Raw genomic sequence first — 19,328 nt, 5'->3', positions numbered from 1 at the left:
ACAAAAAATAATTATAAATGAAAAAAATAATATATAAAGGAAAATGGAATTCTATTCTTTATTTATTCTTGGTGTTATTAGTAGCATCATGTGATAGTGAAGAGTTTTTAGAAAATACAAATAAAGCTAAACTTACAGATGCTACACAATGGGCGTCTGATTCTAATGCAGATATTTTTATTAATGATTTATATAGTGAAATACCACAATTTAATAGATTTAGTGAGCAAATAGATTATTATACGGACGATTATAATATTAGTCATTATTACACAGCTTACCAATGGAGGAAAGGTATTTGCCAAGTACCAGGAAGTAGTAGTACTGGAGCATGGTTTGGTAGTCATGGTCCTACAAATGGATACTCGTGGGAATCTTTTTTCACAAAGGTTAGAAAGTGTAATACAGCACTTTTAAAGCTTGATGAAAATAAAGAAAATTTATCAGAAGATTTTTATAATAAAAGATATGATGAAGTACGTTTTTTAAGGGCATATTTTTATAGCGAGTACTTTATGCATGTTGGTGGACTTCCAATTTTACTAGAACCTTTGGATAGAAACACTGCTACTGAAGATGAGCTATTAGCTCCAAGAGCTACTTTTGAGGAAACTTTTAATTTCATTACAAGTGAATTAGAATCTATTGTTTCTAATGAAAATTTAAGTATTAAGTATAATAGTGGAGAAGGTGATGCAGGAAGGGCAACATTAGGTGCAGCATTAGTTGTTCAAGGTTGGATTGAACTTTTTGCAGCTAGTCCTTTATTTAATAGTGGAAGTGCCTATATTTCTGACCCAAGTAATTATGTGCATTTTGCAAATGCAGACCCATCAAGATGGGCAAAAGCTGCAGCTACAAACAAAAAGTTTATAGATGATTATGGAGGTGTTTATGCATTAATAGACGATTTGCCTAATTTATGGAGAGCTTCTAATGAATATAATTCTGAAGTTATATGGGATAGGCAAGCTATTGAAGATGTAGGAGGTCTTTCTAGTAATTATGAAAGAAGAGGAGGTGTTACTTATGTACTTGGGCAATATAGAACATGGGGTAATTATAACCCAACGCAAGAGTTGGTAGATAATTTTAAAATGGCAAATGGTAAAGCTATTACAGATCCTACTTCTGGGTATAACCCTCAAGCGCCATATGTAGACAGAGAAAAGCGTTTTTATGATTTTATAGTATTTGATGGAGCCACTTATAAATTAGATTGGATGCCAGAAGAAGATATTATTTATACGCGTATAGATGAAACTTATGCTGACCCCAGTAAAACTAATCAAATAGATTTAGCAGGAGCTACAGATGTTGGTGATTCTGGTTATTACCAAAAGAAAAGATTAAATCCAGATGCAGCGCCGGGAAGTGCTAGTGGACAGAATGATGTGTTTTATAGGTACTCTGAAGTATTACTAAACTATGCAGAAGCTCAAAATGAAGCTGTTGGTCCAGATGCGTCTGTGTATGATGCAATTAATCAAGTAAGAAATCGCTCAGATTTACCAAATTTAGAAACGGGATTAAGTAAAGAAGCTATGCGAGATGCTATACATTCAGAAAGGAGAGTAGAATTATGTTTTGAAAACAAGCGCTTTTATGATAATAAGAGATTAAAAACAGCAGAAGTTGTTATGGCGGTTCCAACACATAATATGGTAATTCGTAATTCCGTCCCATCTGATAATTCAGGGGTATGGGTATATAGTGTGGAAGAAGAAGAATTTGATACTGCAGCTTTTAATTTAAGACAGTATATGAGTCCAATTCCTCAAAATGTAATAGATCAGAACTCAAAAATTGCCCAGAATCCAGGTTATTAATATTGAGTGTCAGTTAGTTAGTTTTGCAGGTAACCCTATTAGGGTTACCTGCTTTTTTATTTTAGTAAGTTTAATTTAATAGCTCAGCAACTTTTTCTTCTAAAGCGTTACCTCTTAAGTTTTTTGCAATAATAACGCCATTTTCATCTAGTAAAAATGCAGCAGGAATAGCGTCTACATTGTATAGTTTCGCAATTTCATCATTAAAATAAGCTAAGTTAGATACTTGGTCCCATTCTAGCTTGTCATCTGCAATAGCTTTTTTCCAATCTTTTTCGTTTCTATCTAAAGAAACACCAATAATATTTAACCCTTTATCATGATATTTTTTATAAACTGCTAAAACATTAGGGTTTTCTGCTCTACATGGTTTACACCAAGCAGCCCAAAAATCTATTAAAGTAACCTTTCCTAAAATAGTATTTAAAGCTATTTCTTTTCCTTCTGGATTCTTTGCAGAAAACTCTGGTGCTTTACTTCCAATAGAGGTGTTTTTATTTGCAGCCTCTTTAGCTTCTATATCACCAATTCTTTTTAAAACGTCCTTCCCAACTTTGTTTTCTTTTATTTCTGGAGCAAGTCCTTCGTATAAACTTTTTAACTCTTCTAAAGGAACAGATTTAGATGCAACGGCACGATCAATTAGTAATGCAGAGATTAACCCATTAGGGTTTGCTTTTATATAATCAAGTTCAAAAGTTTTATATTCTTCTTGTAATTCTTTCATCTCATCACTTAAAGCGGCAATGGTAGCCTCGTCTTGAGACATAGTAGCTTTTTGTAAATCTTTCTGGATGGACATTGCTTTTTGTGAAGCAGCTTGAGATTTTTTCATATAATCAGAAAAGATGTCATTCTGTAATGTGCCTTCTGCTTTTGCTAAGTTTAAGCTATCTTTTTGAGCGGAGATTTCAATCTCTCCATTTTCTAATATAAGTACAGAGTAGCCAGGAAGCTTATCTATAAAAATATAATGCAATTCTGGTGTTACGGGCTTACCAGAAAATGAATAAAGACCTTTATTTGTGTAAGCAGTGTCTACAGAAACTGGTTGGTTGTTATCACCTATTTTTTTTAAAATTACCTGAGTACTGTCTGCAACATCTCCTCTAAGTGTACCATTAATTGTATAACCTTCTGGTTTACTATTACATGCTATTAGTGTAGCAATTAAAATAAGGGGCATTATAATTTTTTTCATATCCATTTTTTTCTGATGCAAATGTACTTATATATAGGATATAAAAAAAGCCCTTAACATTATTGAGTTAAAGGCTTATGTTATAGTAATGTATTCTAGAATTGGTATCGTATACCAAGGGCTATATCAAAATCAAAATTATCAGAAAAACCTTTGTAACCAATTACTCCAAATTCTGGCCTAAAATCTAAGGATAGTAATAAAGGGAAATCAAAATCGTATTCTATCCCAATATCTCCAGCTGCAAAGACAAAAAGACCATCATTGTCTTCTCCATTAGGAAAGGGGATAAAGTCTACACTTCCTAGTCCGCCTCCAAAACCATAATACCAATTAAAACCTTGATCTATAGGTAATACCCATTGGTATAAACCAGCTAGTTTAACTGCATCATAAGCTCTACTGTCTCTAAAACCTAAGTTTACTTCTATTCTATTAGTTCTGGACACCAAATGCTGGTAAGAAATTTCTGCACCAAAACCATCACTATCTCCTAATCGTAGCCCAGCGGTATGGTCCGCTATTTCTTGAGCATTACTGTTAAAAGCTGTAATACAGAATATTAGTAGTAATAATCTTATCATTTTCATAGTGTTTCTTTTTTAAGTTTAAAAAAAAGGAGCTCCTGTTCAATAGAGCTCACACAATAAAAACTTAAATTTGCATTCAAAATTGTGCCACTTTGGAAAAAATAGTCTTAGAAGAATTAGGGAACGCTTTAGAAGGTAATTTACGAATTGATGATTTAAGCAAAACACTGTATGCTACAGATGCTTCTGTCTATAGAAAAATACCTATGGCAGTAGCTTTTCCAAAGTCTATTTCCGATATTAAAAAATTAATTTCTTTTGCAACTGAAAATAAGATTGGTCTAATACCAAGAACAGCAGGAACTTCATTAGCAGGGCAATGTGTAGGGGAGGGTATTGTGGTAGATGTTTCTAAGAATTTTACTAAAATACTTCATGTAGATAAAGAAAAGAGGCAGGTTACACTACAACCAGGTGTTATTAGAGACGAATTAAATTTGCATTTAAAACCTTACGGATTGTTTTTTGGTCCTAATACGTCTACCTCAAATAGATGTATGATTGGGGGTATGGTCGGGAATAATTCTTCAGGGACTACTTCTATCCAGTATGGCGTTACAAGAGATAAAATTGTTTCTTTAAAAACAATTCTTTCTGATGGCTCGGAGGTAGAATTTAAAGATATTTCTAAAGAAGAATTCCATAAAAAAATGGAATTAGAAACACTTGAAGGATTACTTTATAAGAATATATATAATGAATTGAATAATAATTTAGTAAAAGAAGAAATTACTAAAGAATTCCCTAAACCATCTATCCATAGAAGAAACACAGGATATGCTGTAGATGAGTTGTTAGATAATGTTGTCTTTGGAGATTCTAAAAAGCCATTTAATCTATGTAATTTATTAAGTGGTAGTGAAGGAACTTTGGCTTTTACAACAGAAATTACAGTTACATTAGATGATTTGCCGCCAGCATTATCTGCGATGGTAATTACTCATTATAACTCTTTAGAAGATTGCTTAACAGATGTAGCGCCTTTAATGGAAAATAACCTTCATTTATGTGAGATGATGGATAAGGTTATTTTGGATTGCACTAAAAATAATAGAGAACAATTAGCAAATCGTTTCTTTGTGGATGGGGATCCAGAGGCTCTTTTAATGTTACAAGTAAGCAGCAATACAGAAGAAGGTTTAGAGCAACAAATTCAAAGGGTATTAAAAACAGTAAAAAAATCTAACCTTAGTTACGCAGAGGCTATATTAAAAGGAGAAGATATAGCTAAGGCAATAACCCTTAGAAAAGCTGGTTTAGGATTATTAGCTAACCTTGTAGGTGATAAAAAAGCAGTAGCTTGTATAGAAGATACGGCAGTTGCAGTAGAGGATTTAAAAGATTTTATTGGAGAGTTTACTTTGATTATGCAAAAGTATGACCAGAAAGCAGTTTATTACGCACATGCAGGTGCGGGAGAATTGCATTTGCGTCCAATATTAAATTTAAAGAAAAGTAAGGATGTAGGCTTGTTTAGAGATATTACTACAGACGTTGCTTTACTTACTAAAAAATATAAAGGTTCTTTTAGTGGAGAACATGGAGATGGTATTGTAAGGGCAGAATTTATTCCTTTAATGATTGGGGATACAAATTACCAGTTATTACGTAGAATTAAATCTTACTTTGATCCTAATAATATCTTTAATCCAGGTAAAATAGTAGATGCGTATCCTATGGATGTGTCTTTACGCTATGAAGTAGATAGGAAAGAGCCAGAAATAAAAACCCTTTTAGATTTTTCTGGCGATGAAGGGATTTTAAAAGCAGCAGAAAAATGTAACGGTAGTGGCGATTGTAGAAAAACCCACCATATGGCAGGTGCTATGTGTCCAAGTTACCAAGCAACAAAAGACGAAAAGGATACTACAAGAGGTAGGGCAAATGCATTACGAGAATTCTTAACAACATCAGACAAAGAAAATAAGTTTGATAGTAAAGAGTTAAAAGAAGTTTTTGATTTGTGTTTAAGTTGTAAAGCATGTTCTAGTGAATGTCCTAGTAATGTAGATGTAGCTACTTTAAAGGCAGAATTTTTATACCAATACCAAGAAGCAAATGGGTATTCTAGAAGAGCAAAAATGTTTGCGCATAGCACAAAGATGAATCGTTTAGGAAGTAAGTTTTCGGGGATAACAAATGCTATGTTTACTTCCGAATTTATTAGTGGATTAATAAAAAAAAGCTCAGGAGTTGCAAAACAAAGAGCTTTGCCAAAAGTTTCAAGTTATAATTTTGATAAACAATTGCAAGTGTCTAGTAATAAATTATCTGTGACTAAAGGAAAACTTGTTATTTATATAGATGAATTTACAAATTATCTAGATGTAGAGCTTGGAAAAGATGCTATTGATGTATTTACAAAATTAGGGTATGATGTTTCTCTTTTTTATGGGGAAAGTGGAAGAACATATTTGTCTAAAGGATTTTTAAAACAAGCAAAAGAACTTGCGCTTAAAAATATAGAAAATCTAAAACCTATTGTGGCAAAAAATATTCCTATCGTTGGTTTAGAGCCTTCTGCAATTTTAACTTTTAGAGATGAGTATAAGAGATTGTCTAAGGATAAAGAAACAGTAAAAGCTATTGCAGACAATTCTTTTTTGGTAGAAGAATTTTTAGCGAACCAAATTGCAAAAGGAATAATAACAAAAGATTTATTTACAACGGAAACTAAGGAGGTTAAAATTCATAACCATTGTCATCAAAAATCTTTATCTAATCAGAAAGTAACTTTTGATATGCTAAATTTACCAAAAAACTATAAAGTTTCTATTATAAGCTCTGGTTGTTGTGGTATGGCAGGTTCTTTTGGTTATGAAGAAGAACATTATGAGGTTAGTATGCAAGTAGGGGAATTAAAATTGTTTCCAGCAGTAAGAGCCGCATCAAAAGAGACAATTATAGCTGCAAATGGGACTAGTTGTAGGCATCAAATTTATGATGGTACAAAAAGACAAGCAAAACATCCAATTACTATATTTAAAGAGGCTATGCTTTAGCTTTTTTTAAGTTTGCTAAGTTGTCCATATTGTTTTCTCTATTGGATAAAGAGTTTATTAACTCCTGAAGGTTCATATTTTTTAGCTCTTCATCAGCAAAAAAGGGTATTAATTTGTCATGATTGTATTTGTATACTTTCCATCGTTTAAAAGAATACTCTAGTGCAGTTAAGTTCTCTACCCAATCTCCAGAGTTTAAATATGTACATTTTCCTTTCACTGTTATAAAAATTTCTTTTTTAGGAACATGGGTATGCCCGCAAATTACGTAGGAGTAACCACTGTCTATGGCAAGTTCCGTAACTGTTTTTTCAAAGTTGTCTATTTCTTTTAAATATTTTTTAAGACCTTTTTTTAATTTACTAGAAAGGGTAAACCTTTTTCTTCCAATTTTAGCGCAAAACCAATGTGTTAATCTGTTAATTTGTAAAAGTAGATTGTAGCCTGCGCCCCCTAATTTAGCTAACCACTTGCTGTTTTTTGTATCAAGATCAAAAACATCTCCATGAAAAAACCAAGCTTTTTTTCCATCCAAAGTCATTATATGTTTGTTATTTATTTTTAATGCTTTAGTAAGGTTTTTATTAAATTTTCTAAGGCTTTGGTCATGATTGCCTATCAGGTAAATAACCTCTGTGCCCTTAGAAGCCATTCCTAGTATTTTTCGCATTACTTTTAAATGAGAAGAAGGGAAATTTTTATCATTGGTTTGCGAGCTGTCTATAATATCTCCGTTTAGAACTAATGTCTTTGGTTGTATGCTGTTTAAGTAGTTTAATAACTCATTTGCATGGCAATTAGGAGCTCCTAAATGAACATCTGAAATTACTACAACTTCAATTTTCCTTTTTTTCAATGTAAAGTGCTTTCCTACAAATTAAGATATTTGAAAAAAAAATTAAATGAATTTAAAATCAATTTATTAGTTCTTCTACGTTAATAAATTATGTAAAATGTAATATTTAGGTTAGGTAATTATTAAGAGGGCTCATAATTTTTGTTTTTCTTTATTAACAATTACCTTTGACATAAATTATAAATTATGGCAGGTAATACCTTTGGAAACCTATTTAAATTAACAACATTCGGAGAGTCACATGGTGTTGCTATTGGTGGAGTTATTGATGGTTGTCCCTCTGGAATAACGTTAGATTTCGATGCTATACAAGAAGAGTTAAATAGAAGAAAGCCTGGCCAGTCTGCAATTGTAACACAGCGTAAAGAACCAGATGCAGTAGATTTTCATTCTGGAATATTTGAAGGAAAAACAACAGGTACTCCAATTGGTTTCGCAATTTTTAATACAAATCAAAAATCGCATGATTATGGCCATATAAAAGATTCGTATAGACCTTCTCATGCAGATTATGTGTACGATAAGAAATATGGATTTCGTGATTATAGAGGTGGAGGAAGAAGTTCTGCGAGAGAAACAGCAAGTAGGGTAGTAGCAGGAGCAATAGCAAAACAATTTTTAAAAGGGATTACTTTTGATGCTTATGTTTCTCAGGTTGGAGAATTACAATTAAATAAAAATTATAAAGAATTAGATTTTTCTTTAACCGAGTCTAATCCTGTTCGTTGTCCGGACCCTGCAATGGCAGAAAAAATGGAAAACTACATAAAAGACGTTCGTAAAGAAGGGGATACTATTGGTGGAGTAATTTCATGCGTTATAAAAAATGTTCCTATTGGTTTAGGGGAACCTGCTTTTGATAAGTTACATGCAGAATTAGGAAAGGCTATGTTATCTATAAATGCTGTAAAAGGTTTTGAGTATGGTAGTGGTTTTGAAGGAGTGAAAATGAAGGGTAGTGCACATAATGATAAATTTAATTCGGATGGTACTACACAAACAAACTATAGTGGTGGTATACAGGGTGGTATAAGCAATGGTATGGACATATACTTTAAGGTTGCATTTAAGCCAGTTGCTACGGTTATACAAGCTTATGAAACTATAGATAAAGATGGTAATATGGTAAAAACACAAGGTAAAGGTCGTCATGATCCATGTGTTGTTCCAAGAGCTGTGCCAATTGTAGAAGCAATGGCTGCTTTAGTTATTGCAGACTACATGCTTCTTAACAGAACTATTAAAGTTTAATTTTTTAAGGATTTTTCAGTCTAATTAGGTATCTTACAAACGACTAAAACTGACTGAATGAAAAAACTAGAATTGCATTGGCAAATTCTAATAGGTATGCTATTTGGAATTGCCTTTGGCTTTGTAATGACACAATTGGATTGGGGGGTAAACTTTGTAACCAATTGGATTAAGCCTATAGGAACTATTTTTATTAAGCTTTTAAAGCTTATTGCTATTCCATTAATAATTGCTTCATTAATTAAAGGAATTTCCGATTTAAAAGACATTTCTAAATTTAAAAACATAGGAATACGAACTATTGTAATCTATATTTTTACAACCATTGTTGCTATTACTATTGGTTTGGTTTTAGTAAACCTTACTAAGCCCGGAGATGGCATATCTGAAGAAACAATTACAAAATTAACTAATACGTACGCTCAGGATAGTGGGGTATTGGCTAAGATTAATGAGGCTACAAACCAAAAAGGAGCAGGTCCTCTACAGTTTTTAGTAGATATGGTTCCAGATAATGCTGTAAAAGCAATGGGTAGCAATAGTTTAATGCTTCAGGTTATCTTTTTTGCTATTTTTCTTGGTATTAGTATGTTATTAATAGGAGAGGAGAAAGCGCAACCCTTAAAAGATTTTTTCGACTCTTTAAACGATGTAGTTCTTAAAATGGTAGATTTAATTATGCTTACAGCTCCATATGCTGTTTTTGCTCTTTTGGCTAGCGTAGTTGTTTCTTCTAGTGACCCAGATTTATTATTTGCACTTTTAAAATATGCAGTTGTAGTGGTTGTTGGATTGTTGTTAATGATTGTGTTTTATTCTATTGTTGTATCTGTTTATACTAAGAAAAATCCTTTTTGGTTTTTAAAACAAATGAGTCCGGCTCAACTATTAGCATTTTCTACATCTTCTAGTGCGGCAACTTTACCAGTAACTATGGAAAGGGTAGAAGAGCATATAGGTGTAGATAAAGAAGTGTCTAGTTTTGTGCTACCTGTAGGAGCAACCATTAATATGGATGGAACTAGCTTGTATCAAGGGGTAGCTGCAGTATTTATAGCGCAAGCATTGAGTTTTGATCTTTCTCTTGCGGATCAATTAACTATAGTGTTAACTGCTCTTTTGGCTTCTATTGGTTCTGCTGCTGTGCCTGGAGCGGGCATGGTTATGTTAGTAATTGTATTAGAATCGGTAGGTTTTCCCCCAGATAAATTTGCAGTGGGCTTAGCATTAATATTTGCTGTAGATAGACCTTTAGACATGTGTAGAACTGTTATAAATGTTACAGGAGATGCAACAGTGTCTATGGTTGTAGCAAAATCTGTAGGAAAGTTAGGAAAACCTAATGTTAAAGATTGGGATGATAATTTAGAGGAAGTTCGTTAAGAGCTAACTAAAAATATGATTTAAAAGGGTCTAAATGTATTTAGGCCCTTTTTCTATTTTTTAAAATTAGAACTACTAGGTAGTTCAAACCCTTCTAAGTTAAAATAAGGGATTGCAGCTAGTAAATGGTCAAAAATATCAGCCATTATATATTCATAATTCTCCCAGCGTTTATCGGAGCTAAACGCATATATTTCTATAGGTAAACCTTGGCTGGTAGGGGCAAGTTGTCTTGCCATAATCATCATTTCTTTATTTATTCCAGAATGGTTATTTAAATACAAATCCACATATTTTCTAAAAACACCAATATTGGTAAGGTTTCTACCATTTATTAATACCGATTTATCAATCTCATTTTGTTGATTATAGTTTTTTATATCTTCTTCTTTGGAAGATAAGTAAGGTGTTAATAAACTAATGCTTTTCAGAGCTTCTAATTCACTTTTGGTTACAAAATGTATACTTTCCTGTTTTAGGATTAAAGAACGTTTAATTCGTCTCCCTTGCGCGTTAGTCATCCCTCTCCAGTTCCTAAAAGAGTCCGATATTAAGGCGTAGGTTGGGATTGTGGTTATGGTCTTGTCAAAATTCTGCACTTTTACGGTAGATAGGTTAATTTCTATAACATCACCATCGGCGCCATACTTTTCAAAGGTTATCCAATCTCCAATGCGTACCATATCATTAATAGAAACTTGAATACTAGCTACAAAACCAAGAATAGTGTCCCTAAATACTAAAATAATAATAGCAGAAGCAGTTCCTAAAGCGGTTAAGAACTTCCATAATTCCATCCCTGTGATAATCGAAAAAGCGAATAAAATACCAATGCCCCATGAAAATATCATAAAAACCTGTATGTAGCTATCTATAGGTTTGTCTTTGAGGTTAGGAAGTGTTTTAAAGAAATCTTTTAGTGTATTTAATAAACTACGAACAATCCAAAGGAAAAGTACTATGCCAAAAACTTCAATTACTTTAAATAGAATATTTTCGAGCTTTGGAAAATCTCTAAATATATGCGGTATAGTTTCATATGCTATAAGAATAGGGGCAATATGAGCAATATTTCTTGGGGTTTTATTTCGGACTAGAAAATCATCGAATTGTGTTTTGGATTTACTAATGAGTTTCCCAAAAGCATTAATTATTATTTTCTTTATAATAAAATCTACAAGTAGTAAAATTAGAGTTAAAGCAACTACTAAAATTAACATGTTTAAGTACTTTGCCCAATTTTCAGAAACTCCTATATTCTGAAGTTCATTATATAGCCAATGGGATATTTTTTCCATAATTAATAAATAAAAATTAGCACAAAATTAGTGTTTTATGTATTAAATGAAGCTTTAAATCTTTTAATCTAAAAACTTAGTCTTTAATTCTGGTGTTGGTATCATGCACTGTTCTTCTTTACCAAACCAACGATATCTATTTTTAGCTATAAAATCGTATACGAAATCTCTAAAACCTATGGGAAGCACTTTAAATATTCTTATAAATCGCCATGGAGTACTTAAATTTTTTACTATTTCTAATGCAGCATCAGATTTTATGTAATATGCAACATTGGGATCTATTAGTAGTATAGAATCCATGTTTTTAGTGTCAATTTTGCGCTCTTCTAAAAGTTTTTTTCCAGCTTTGCTTTGTAAAGGGGTAAAAAGAAAAAGATTTTGAGTGTCCCTTTTAATTATAAATTGAATAGCACCATTACAAAGGTTACAAATACCATCAAACAAAATAATTTTTTTAGTAGGACTAGACATCTTTATTTTTTTCTTTCTACAAGTTCTAGCTTATCTAAATCTACATTAGTGGTAAAAATGCCATAATTTATAAAAGCTTTTTTCTTTTCAATTTTATCAATACTGCCAACAGATTTACTGTCTATTAATCGTACCCGGTCTCCAATTTTAAAAATAACTTTAGGTTTGTTTTTTTCTTTTATTATTGCTTTTTTCTTTTCAATCTTTTTTTCTTCCCGAATTACTTTAACTTTTTCAATAACTTCTTTTTCAGTGATTGCTTTTTTTGCTTTTTCGGCCTTTGCTTGTTTTGCTGTTTTCTTTTTACGTTTGCTATTCTCAGTTTCAACAACACGAAGCATTTCTGAAACTAAAATTCTTTTTTTCTTATCTCTAAAATAACGCTCTGCAAGAGTGTTTACTTTATTTCCTAAATAAATCATACGTTGGTTGTGGTCGTATAATTGTTGGTAGTTTTCTAGTTTAGACTTAATTTTAGCATTAAGTTCTTCTAAACGTTGGTTTTCTTCTCTTGCTTTGTTTTCTTCTTCTTGTAGTCTAGAACCAGTTTTAACCATTTTACTGCGTTCTTTTTGCATTTTAGATATGGTGGCATCAAAACGAACCTTGCCTCGCTCTATCTTCTTTTTAGCTTTATTTATTAAACTATATGGAATGCCATTTTTCTGAGCAACTTCAAAAGTAAAAGAACTACCGGCTTCTCCTAAAACTAGTTGAAAGGTGGGTTCTAAGGTTTTTCCGTTAAATAACATATTTGCATTAGAAATATGCGGAAGTTCATTAGCTAATAATTTAAGGTTAGCATAATGCGTAGTAATTACACCATAAGCTTCTCTTTCATAAAATACCTCCAAAAATGTTTCGGCAAGAGCGCCACCTAATTCAGGGTCACTACCTGTACCAAATTCATCAATTAAAAACAAAGTGTTAGAGTTGCACTTACGCAAAAACTGATTCATGTTTTTTAATCGATAACTGTATGTACTTAATTGGTTTTCTATAGATTGATTATCTCCAATGTCTGTTAGAACTTTGTCAAATAAACACATTTTGCTACGTTCATGCACAGGAACTAATAAACCACTTTGTAGCATTACTTGTAGTAACCCTATAGTTTTTAAGGTAATACTTTTTCCGCCAGCATTGGGTCCAGAGATAACAATAATTCTATTTTCTGGATGTAATTTTATAGTTTGCGGAAAGGTTTTTTCGTTTTTAAACTTGTTATTTAAAAAAAGTAAAGGATGGTAGGCATCTCTTAAATACATTTCTTTTTCATCGCTTATTTCTGGTAAAATAGCATTCATTTCTGTAGCATACTTTGCTTTAGCAGAAGTAATGTCTATATGACATAAAAAATGTTGATAATTAGCAAGTAAATAATCATAAGGTCTTATTACACTTGTTAGTTCATTGAGAATACGTTGAATTTCTTCTTTTTCTTCGAACTCCAAATTATTAAGTTCTCTACTGTAACGTAATGTAGCTTCGGGTTCTATATAAACAATACTTCCTGTTTTAGAAGTACCCATTACAGAACCTTTAATTTTTTTGCGATACATAGCCTTAACCGCTAAAACCCTACGATTTTCTACAACAGATTCTCTTATATCATCTAAATAATTGGAGCTTTGGTAGGTGTTTAGGGCAGATAAAAAACTTTGATTAATCTTACCTTTAACTTGGCTCATTTGCCTACGAAGGGTTAATAAGGTGTTGGATGCGTTATCTTTTATTTCGCCAAACTTATCTATAACTCCATTAATTAAAATAGGAATCTCTTTGTTTTCATCAAACTCCTCGCTATAATTAAAAAGTAAAGGGTAGTATTCTTTAAATTTTTTGAGGAACTTTTTGTGAGTAACTATCGTTGTGCAAATACTGCTAATTCTTCTAAACCCAATTAATTCTAGGGTTGTATTCTCAATTTTTAAAAGTTTTAACTCATTATTGATGCTATCAAAACTGTGATTGGGTATTTTGTTTTCGCTAATTAATGAAGACAAGTATTCTGAGGTTTGCCCTAACACTTTCATTAATTCTTCTTCCTCTTTAATTGGAGTAATATGTAATGCTTGTTCTTTTCCAAGCTCCGTTATACTTCTTGCGGCAATTTGCTTAAGAACCGTGGGGAACTCTAAATCCTGTAATGTTTTGCTATGTATACTCTCCATCTAAATTTTAGTAGAATACAAAGGTAGGCATTGAAGCTGATATTAAAAATGTATAATTATAGGATAAAAAGAAGCATTATTTAAAGTTGAATAAAGGGTAAGTACTGCATTTTAAAGACTTGAAAGGATAATAAACCCTTGTTTTAAAAACAATAAAAAAAGGTTTTTAGAGTTATGTTTAGATTAAAACCAAATAAAAGAAACACCAACTTTACCCATGAAAAAGCCATTTAAAATACTTAGCTACTTAGTTTTTCTTATTTTAATCTCTGCATGTGGTTCTACAAATAGAATGACAATGGGAGTAACAGAGCCCGCTATTGTTCATCTTCCGTCCGATGTTAAAAGAATTGGTATAATAAATAGAAGTTTACCTTCCAAAGGTAATACCACCTTAGATAAAATTGATAAAATTTTATCTGCTGAAGGCTTAAACTTAGATAAAAAAGGTTCCGAAGCTGCAATTTCATCTTTATCTTCGGAACTTTCTGTAATTAAAAGTTTTGAAGAAATAAAAATTATTGAAGGTGTTGAAGAGATAAGAAAAGGATTAAATGTTTTTCCAGCAACACTTTCTTGGGATATGGTAGAAAAGCTTTGTAAGGAAAATAATGTAGATGTTATTTTTTCCTTAGCATATTATGATACTGATACTAAAACAGATTATAAGGTTACTACCATGAAATTGCCAAATAGTTTAGGTGTTGATGTAGATGTTCCTGCGCAAGAGGTAACCTTAAATACGCAAGTAAATTGCGGATGGCGATTATATGACCCACACACCAAAGAAGTTGTAGACGCTCGAAAATATACGAAAAACATGGCTTTTAGAGGAAAAGGGATAAACCCAATGAAAGCTGTAGAAGCAGTGGCAGATAGAAATGAAACAGTTCAAGAATATAGTAGAAATGTAGGTATTGCATATGCTAAAAGATTAATACCTAGATATGTTAGGGTTTCTAGAGAATATTTTATGAGTGGTACAGATAACTTTAAAATATCTCATAGAAGAGCAGTAGCTGGTGATTGGGATGGTGCTGCAGAATTATGGGAAAAGGAACTTAGCAACCCAGACACTAAAATTGCTGGTCGTGCAAATTATAATATGGCAATTAGTAGTGAAATTAATGGAGATTTAGATAAAGCCATAGAATATGCCTCAAAATCGTATACAGATTATGAAAACAACATGGCTATTGATTATGTAAAAATTTTAAGATACCGTGTTAAGCAAAACAATCTTTTAAATCAGCAAAGGACTAATTAAAGAGACTTTTAGTTACTCAATAAAATAGATTTAAATGCACTTAGGTTTGTTTTGATTTTTAAAATTCACAGCTATTCCATATTTTTAAAAAGTATGCTAATATGCTTTTTAAAATGACAGAAAATCTAAACATCTCTTGGAGAGATATTCTAAAGGAAGAACTAAATAAAGAATATTTTAAAAAATTAGAATCTTTTGTCTCTCAAGAGTATAAAGAACATAGGTGTTACCCTGAGAAAGAGAATATTTGGTCGGCTTTTAATTATTGTAATATAGAGGATATAAAAGTTGTTATAATAGGCCAGGATCCATATCATGGTAAAGGTCAGGCAAACGGACTTTGTTTTTCTGTTCAGGATGGGGTAAAACATCCACCTTCATTAGTTAATATTTTCAAAGAATTAGAAACGGATTTAAATATACCTTATCCCGTAAGTGGTAATTTAGAGCGTTGGGCTAAGCAAGGAGTATTGTTGTTAAATGCAACGTTAACTGTACAGGAAGGAAAACCTGGGAGCCATCAGAAAAAAGGATGGGAAACTTTTACAGATGCAGTTATTACAGAACTTTCTAAACAAAAAGAAGGAGTAGTATTTATGTTATGGGGCGGTTATGCAAAGAAAAAAGCTAAGTTAATAAATGAAAACAAACACTTTATTTTGCTTTCTGGTCATCCTTCTCCTTTAAGTGCAAATCGTGGTTATTGGTTTAAAAACAACCATTTTAGTAAATGTAATACTATTTTGGAGAAAAAAAGCTTAAAAAAAATAGATTGGTAGTTGTTTTTACGGGTAATTTTACTTAAATTTAATAGTGTAAATTCTTACAATATAAGAATTTTCTAAAATACAGCCTTAACTTATTTACACTTAAAACTTAAAACATGAGCAACTTTTCTCACTTAAACTCAATTTTGTTGATAGATGATGACGAATCTAGCAACTTTTTAAACACAATTTTCATTAACAAACTTAATGTTGATATTGATGTACACTCTACCTTAAACGGACAAGAAGGTCTTGACTTTATTATGAATAAAGGGGATTTTGAAGGGGATGATAAATTAGCAACTCCTTGTATGATTATGTTAGATATAAATATGCCATTAATGAATGGATGGCAGTTTATGGAAAAATATGATGAAATTGTTCCGGAAGAAATTAAGAAGGATATTTTTATTGTTTTGGTAACTATTAGTGATAGTGCGGAGGACAAGCGAAAAGCTAAAGAAAATCCTTATATTAATGAATACATTCAAAAGCCTCTTTCAGATATTAAATTTAAAAAATTAATAAACAAGCATTTTAAAGAAGTAGCAGCTTAAATAGTATACCAATTAGTATAAAATATCTTCCGTAGTTAATTTACTCTGTATTAGGTTTAATGTTTTTAAACTTTCTTGAACTTTAATTACGGTAGCTATTTTTATTTGATTTTGACTCCAAGAGGTAATACTTAGCCATTCTTGTATGTCTTCTAATTTTTGTTCGTATTTATTTGATAAAGTACGATCTATACTTGGAATAGATTTAAATTCTGAAGTATATGTGTTTATAACTTCTAGAATATGCGTAATTAAATTATTATTTGCCTCTAGAAATTTTTTTGTGCCAGCTATAACAAAACATGGCCACGGTGTAGGGAAGTCGTCTAATCTTCTAAAAGATTGATTATCTACATGCGGTTTTGTTGTAAAGTGTTCCCACATAAAATAATCGGCTTTTCCATTAGCTAAGCCTTCAATTGCACCATTAAGATTATTAATTACTTCAAATTTTAGTTTCCCGGTATCCCATCCCTTTTGTTGCGCATGAATATATGCCATAAGATGACTTCCACTACCATACCTGCTAATGGCAGCTTTAGTATTTTGTAATTCTTTTATAGAAGTGTAAGTACTTTTTGCATCTACATGAATACCCCATTGTAAGGGAGTACCAATGTATTCTTGTACTATTTTACACGGATTTCCCTCATGTATACTTTTTATGATACCCTCAGTGAGGATTATGGCTAAATCCGTATCATTGCTTTCTAGCATTTGACACATTTTCCCAGTACCTTCAGGTATATCTGTCCATTCTAAATTAATGCCTCTTTCTAAAAAAGCACCTTCTTCAATTGCTAAATGCCATGGTAAATTAAAATGTTCTGGTACACCAATAATTTTTATTGTTTTCAATCCTCTGTAAGTTTTTTAAGAGTGTATTTTATTAGGTCTGTCATAATTACTTCTGGGTTTTTAGAAAAATCACCAGTACTTCTATTCGCAATAATACAATTTAAAGAAACCGCTTTGTGGTTAAGTAATGCGGACAAAGTATATATTCCAGATGTCTCCATTTCTAGATTTGTTAGTTTTAAATTGTTGTACTCAAAACTAGAAAGTTTGTCATTTAATTCAGGGTCTTGTACAGCAAGTCTTAAGCTACGACCTTGTGGCCCGTAAAAACCAGTGTTTGTTCCAGTAAATCCTAATCGTATATGATTTGATAGTATCTTATTTCCTAGCTCCTCATCATATTTTATAATATATGGATCGGCTTTCTTGTTAGACCAATTTGTGTGTTCTATGAATGCATTTATAAGTTCAGTAAAAGGAGGGATTTTTGTATCGTAAAAATGTAGAAGTCCATCAAAACCTATAGCATACTCACTCATTAAAAAAGAATCTACAGGAATATCTGGTTGTATAGACCCAGAGGTACCAATTCTAATAAAATTTAAAGATGTATGTTTTTCTTTAATTTTACGAGTCTTAAAATCTATGTTTACTAAGGCATCTAGCTCATTAATAACAATATCTATATTGTCTGTACCTATACCAGTAGATATTACAGATATGCGTTTCCCGTTTAAATGTCCAGTGTGGGTTACAAATTCTCTTTTTTCCTTTTTAACCTCTATAGAGTCAAAATTTTGAGATACTTTAGAAACTCTATTTTGGTCTCCAACAAAAATTATTGTAGTTGCAATATCTTCCGGTAGTAAGTTTAAATGATAAATACTACCATCTTTATTTATGATAAGCTCAGAGTCTGATAGGTTCATGCTATAACTTTAGTATTTTGTCTGCAGTGGTGTTATATAAAAAGTTATATTTTAAAGAACCACCTAAATAAACTTCATTGTTTTTAATACAAGAGTAATAGCTGGTTTTCTGATCTAAAATATCTTTTCCCTTTTTAGTAAGTTTTGTAGGGTTAAAACTGCTGAATAAAGGTTTTAATCGATTTACAGCTCTTTCATACTGTGTGTCTGCAAAACCAAAATTGCCTTGATTTGTTAATAGGGAGTTTAGAAATACTTTTTTGCTTGAGGGTTGTTTAGAGTTTGCTACTTGTAAAATGTTATTTTCCATTAGGTTTAAACCGTTAGAAATACTTGGGAATCTTTTAAGATGTGTTTTTAATGCGTCTTCTAAATAGTTAAACTTATAATTTTTAAAATCGGTTAAATTCTCTAATCGCATTGGGTTATCGCTACAATATAGCTGCCATACATAATCTGCATATTCTATATCATCTAGAGAAAGTATGGTTTTATTTTTATAAAGTTTAAGAAGCTTTGCATCTGTTAATTCATTTAAAGCGTACAATTTATCTGTTTTGTCCTCTTTTCCTGAACAAACTAAAGATATTTGAGCATATTTTCTATGTGTTTTTAACCAACTAATTACGGCAAGCATATTTACTTGACAAAATAAATCATACTCAAACCACAAAACAATTTGGTCCTCTTTTTTATGGTTACATAACGAACGGTATTCTTTTAAAGTTTTTTCTATAAACCAGGACTTAGAAACTTTATAATTTTTGTGTAGAAACTCGTATCTAGTTTTCCAAAAAGATTCACTACCTACTTGATTTAATGTTTTGCCTTCGCATAACATTTCTCTCCAAGTAATTATGTCTCCGTCTAAATTTAATTTTTTAAAACGATTAGTGAAACTATCACCGTTTGTAATGTGTAAAAGGGAACCCATTTTTTGTGCAGTTTTGGT

16 protein-coding genes are annotated in these 19,328 nt (G+C 31.6%); 7 read left to right on the top strand and 9 right to left on the bottom strand.

What is annotated here, in order from left to right; all coding sequences use genetic code 11:
* The first annotated feature begins 17 nt into the window (after nt 1–17).
* A complete protein-coding gene (locus CLV91_RS09215; RefSeq protein WP_121066822.1) occupies nt 18–1,829 on the top strand; it encodes a RagB/SusD family nutrient uptake outer membrane protein in 1,812 nt (603 codons plus the stop codon).
* A gap of 70 nt (nt 1,830–1,899) precedes the next feature.
* Here the strand turns inward: CLV91_RS09215 and CLV91_RS09210 are convergent, their stop codons facing one another.
* On the bottom strand, nt 1,900–3,030 hold the full coding sequence (locus CLV91_RS09210) for a TlpA disulfide reductase family protein (RefSeq protein WP_121067864.1): 1,131 nt from the start codon (nt 3,028–3,030) through the stop codon (nt 1,900–1,902).
* A gap of 95 nt (nt 3,031–3,125) precedes the next feature.
* Nucleotides 3,126–3,620, bottom strand: a complete 495-nt coding sequence (locus CLV91_RS09205; RefSeq protein WP_121066819.1) for a hypothetical protein — start codon at nt 3,618–3,620, stop codon at nt 3,126–3,128.
* A 92-nt stretch (nt 3,621–3,712) separates the two neighbouring features.
* Between CLV91_RS09205 and CLV91_RS09200 the strand changes: the two genes are divergently transcribed.
* Nucleotides 3,713–6,622, top strand: a complete 2,910-nt coding sequence (locus tag CLV91_RS09200) for an FAD-binding and (Fe-S)-binding domain-containing protein (protein ID WP_121066816.1) — start codon at nt 3,713–3,715, stop codon at nt 6,620–6,622.
* On the opposite strand, the gene CLV91_RS09195 is transcribed toward CLV91_RS09200, so the two are convergent.
* Nucleotides 6,612–7,478: a UDP-2,3-diacylglucosamine diphosphatase gene (locus tag CLV91_RS09195; RefSeq protein WP_121066813.1), complete on the bottom strand. Its 867-nt coding sequence runs from the start codon at nt 7,476–7,478 to the stop codon at nt 6,612–6,614. The two genes, CLV91_RS09200 and CLV91_RS09195, sit on opposite strands and share 11 nt — an antisense overlap.
* A 186-nt stretch (nt 7,479–7,664) precedes the next feature.
* On the opposite strand from CLV91_RS09195, the gene aroC reads away from it, so the two are divergent.
* Nucleotides 7,665–8,729 (top strand): chorismate synthase, encoded by a 1,065-nt coding sequence (aroC, locus tag CLV91_RS09190; RefSeq protein WP_121066810.1) that lies wholly within the window; start codon nt 7,665–7,667, stop codon nt 8,727–8,729.
* A 57-nt stretch (nt 8,730–8,786) separates the two neighbouring features.
* Entirely contained in the window at nt 8,787–10,112 is a 1,326-nt protein-coding gene (locus CLV91_RS09185) for a dicarboxylate/amino acid:cation symporter (protein ID WP_121066807.1), read from the top strand.
* Nucleotides 10,113–10,165: 53 nt separating this feature from the next.
* Here the strand turns inward: CLV91_RS09185 and CLV91_RS09180 are convergent, their stop codons facing one another.
* From CLV91_RS09180 to CLV91_RS09170, 3 genes are all read right to left on the bottom strand, one after another.
* Complete coding sequence (locus CLV91_RS09180; RefSeq protein WP_121066804.1) at nt 10,166–11,410, bottom strand: mechanosensitive ion channel family protein; 1,245 nt, start codon at nt 11,408–11,410, stop codon at nt 10,166–10,168.
* Nucleotides 11,411–11,473: 63 nt separating this feature from the next.
* On the bottom strand, nt 11,474–11,884 hold the full coding sequence (locus CLV91_RS09175; RefSeq protein ID WP_121066801.1) for a thiol-disulfide oxidoreductase DCC family protein: 411 nt from the start codon (nt 11,882–11,884) through the stop codon (nt 11,474–11,476).
* 2 nt (nt 11,885–11,886) lie between these two features.
* Nucleotides 11,887–14,058 (bottom strand): endonuclease MutS2, encoded by a 2,172-nt coding sequence (locus tag CLV91_RS09170; protein ID WP_121066798.1) that lies wholly within the window; start codon nt 14,056–14,058, stop codon nt 11,887–11,889.
* Between the two features lie 217 nt (nt 14,059–14,275).
* On the opposite strand from CLV91_RS09170, the gene CLV91_RS09165 reads away from it, so the two are divergent.
* From CLV91_RS09165 to CLV91_RS09155, 3 genes are all read left to right on the top strand, one after another.
* Entirely contained in the window at nt 14,276–15,325 is a 1,050-nt protein-coding gene (locus tag CLV91_RS09165) for a DUF6340 family protein (protein WP_121066795.1), read from the top strand.
* A gap of 113 nt (nt 15,326–15,438) precedes the next feature.
* Nucleotides 15,439–16,104, top strand: a complete 666-nt coding sequence (locus CLV91_RS09160) for a uracil-DNA glycosylase (RefSeq protein ID WP_121066792.1) — start codon at nt 15,439–15,441, stop codon at nt 16,102–16,104.
* A gap of 104 nt (nt 16,105–16,208) precedes the next feature.
* Nucleotides 16,209–16,649, top strand: a complete 441-nt coding sequence (locus CLV91_RS09155; protein WP_121066789.1) for a response regulator — start codon at nt 16,209–16,211, stop codon at nt 16,647–16,649.
* 12 nt (nt 16,650–16,661) lie between these two features.
* On the opposite strand, the gene CLV91_RS09150 is transcribed toward CLV91_RS09155, so the two are convergent.
* Genes CLV91_RS09150 through CLV91_RS09140 form a run of 3 tightly spaced genes read right to left on the bottom strand, consistent with a single transcriptional unit; the run spans nt 16,662 to nt 19,310 of the window.
* On the bottom strand, nt 16,662–17,507 hold the full coding sequence (locus CLV91_RS09150; protein WP_121066785.1) for a substrate-binding domain-containing protein: 846 nt from the start codon (nt 17,505–17,507) through the stop codon (nt 16,662–16,664).
* The gene (locus CLV91_RS09145) at nt 17,504–18,376 is read right to left on the bottom strand and encodes a nucleoside phosphorylase (protein ID WP_121066781.1); all 873 of its coding nucleotides are present in this window, start codon (nt 18,374–18,376) and stop codon (nt 17,504–17,506) included. Before CLV91_RS09145 ends, CLV91_RS09150 begins: the two co-directional genes overlap by 4 nt.
* A 1-nt stretch (nt 18,377) precedes the next feature.
* Nucleotides 18,378–19,310 carry a DUF1835 domain-containing protein gene (locus CLV91_RS09140; protein ID WP_121066779.1) on the bottom strand — a complete coding sequence of 311 codons (933 nt, stop codon included), beginning with the start codon at nt 19,308–19,310 and terminating at the stop codon, nt 18,378–18,380.
* Nucleotides 19,311–19,328 lie beyond the last annotated feature (18 nt).

This window comes from Maribacter vaceletii, assembly GCF_003634105.1.
GTDB classification, from domain to species: Bacteria; Bacteroidota; Bacteroidia; order Flavobacteriales; family Flavobacteriaceae; genus Maribacter_B; species Maribacter_B vaceletii.
The sequence above is the reverse complement of the archived record's forward strand: the minus strand, read 5'-3'. Positions and strand labels throughout refer to the sequence as shown.

Bases quoted from the DNA above. Each gene is read 5' to 3' on its own strand.
- CLV91_RS09155 (WP_121066789.1), top strand. From the start codon at position 16,209: ATGAGCAACTTTTCTCACTTAAACTCAATTTTGTTGATAGATGATGAC.
- CLV91_RS09160 (WP_121066792.1), top strand. From the start codon at position 15,439: ATGACAGAAAATCTAAACATCTCTTGGAGAGATATTCTAAAGGAAGAA.
- CLV91_RS09145 (WP_121066781.1), bottom strand. From the start codon at position 18,376: ATGAACCTATCAGACTCTGAGCTTATCATAAATAAAGATGGTAGTATT.
- CLV91_RS09205 (WP_121066819.1), bottom strand. From the start codon at position 3,620: ATGAAAATGATAAGATTATTACTACTAATATTCTGTATTACAGCTTTT.
- CLV91_RS09185 (WP_121066807.1), top strand. From the start codon at position 8,787: ATGAAAAAACTAGAATTGCATTGGCAAATTCTAATAGGTATGCTATTT.
- CLV91_RS09175 (WP_121066801.1), bottom strand. From the start codon at position 11,884: ATGTCTAGTCCTACTAAAAAAATTATTTTGTTTGATGGTATTTGTAAC.
- CLV91_RS09215 (WP_121066822.1), top strand. From the start codon at position 18: ATGAAAAAAATAATATATAAAGGAAAATGGAATTCTATTCTTTATTTA.
- CLV91_RS09170 (WP_121066798.1), bottom strand. From the start codon at position 14,058: ATGGAGAGTATACATAGCAAAACATTACAGGATTTAGAGTTCCCCACG.
- CLV91_RS09165 (WP_121066795.1), top strand. From the start codon at position 14,276: ATGAAAAAGCCATTTAAAATACTTAGCTACTTAGTTTTTCTTATTTTA.
- CLV91_RS09210 (WP_121067864.1), bottom strand. From the start codon at position 3,030: ATGAAAAAAATTATAATGCCCCTTATTTTAATTGCTACACTAATAGCA.
- CLV91_RS09180 (WP_121066804.1), bottom strand. From the start codon at position 11,410: ATGGAAAAAATATCCCATTGGCTATATAATGAACTTCAGAATATAGGA.
- aroC (WP_121066810.1), top strand. From the start codon at position 7,665: ATGGCAGGTAATACCTTTGGAAACCTATTTAAATTAACAACATTCGGA.
- CLV91_RS09140 (WP_121066779.1), bottom strand. From the start codon at position 19,310: ATGGGTTCCCTTTTACACATTACAAACGGTGATAGTTTCACTAATCGT.